1 pseudogene is annotated in these 596 nt (G+C 70.3%); it reads left to right on the top strand.

Features of this window, described 5'->3' with window-relative positions:
• Positions 1 to 27: 27 nt before the first annotated feature.
• Positions 28 to 596, top strand: a pseudogene (locus tag ACLQ24_RS30105) (site-specific integrase); the annotation flags it as partial.

The raw sequence follows: 596 nt of genomic DNA, 5'->3' as shown, positions 1-596 counted from the left end.
CCCAGACGAACGGGAGCACCACCACCGATGCCAGACGGAAGCATCTTCAAGCGCTGCGGCTGCCGCCACCCCGACACCGGCAAGCCACTGGGAAACGACTGCCCGAAACTACGCCGCCCGAACCGCGCCTGGAGCTCCGACCACGGCCACTGGGCCTACCAACTCGAACTCCCACCCACCACCGACGGCGGGCGCCGACAGCTACGCCGCTCCAGCTTCCCCACCCGCCGTGCCGCCGCCGACGAACTCGACCACGCCCGCGACCTGCTCGCCCTCGCCAACGGAGACCGCCGCCGCCGTACCGAGATCGCCGACCTGCTGCAAACCGCCGTACGCGCCCAACGCCCCCTGCCCGAGGTCGACCGCATCCGCCAGCGGCTGCGCGGCGACGGCACGCTGGCCGACACGCCCACCGTCGCCGAGTACCTCACCGGATGGCTGACCCACCTCACAATCGACGCGAACACACAGCGCGGCTACGAATCGATCGCCCGGGTCCACCTCATCCCACACCTGGGCGACATCCCGCTGGACAAACTGCGCACCACCCACATCCGCGCCATGTTCGCCGCCATCGAGCGCCGCAACGACGAGAT

The sequence above is a fragment of the Micromonospora sp. DT4 genome, assembly GCF_049841675.1.
GTDB lineage: Bacteria > Actinomycetota > Actinomycetes > Mycobacteriales > Micromonosporaceae > Micromonospora.
The sequence above is the reverse complement of the archived record's forward strand: the minus strand, read 5'-3'. Positions and strand labels throughout refer to the sequence as shown.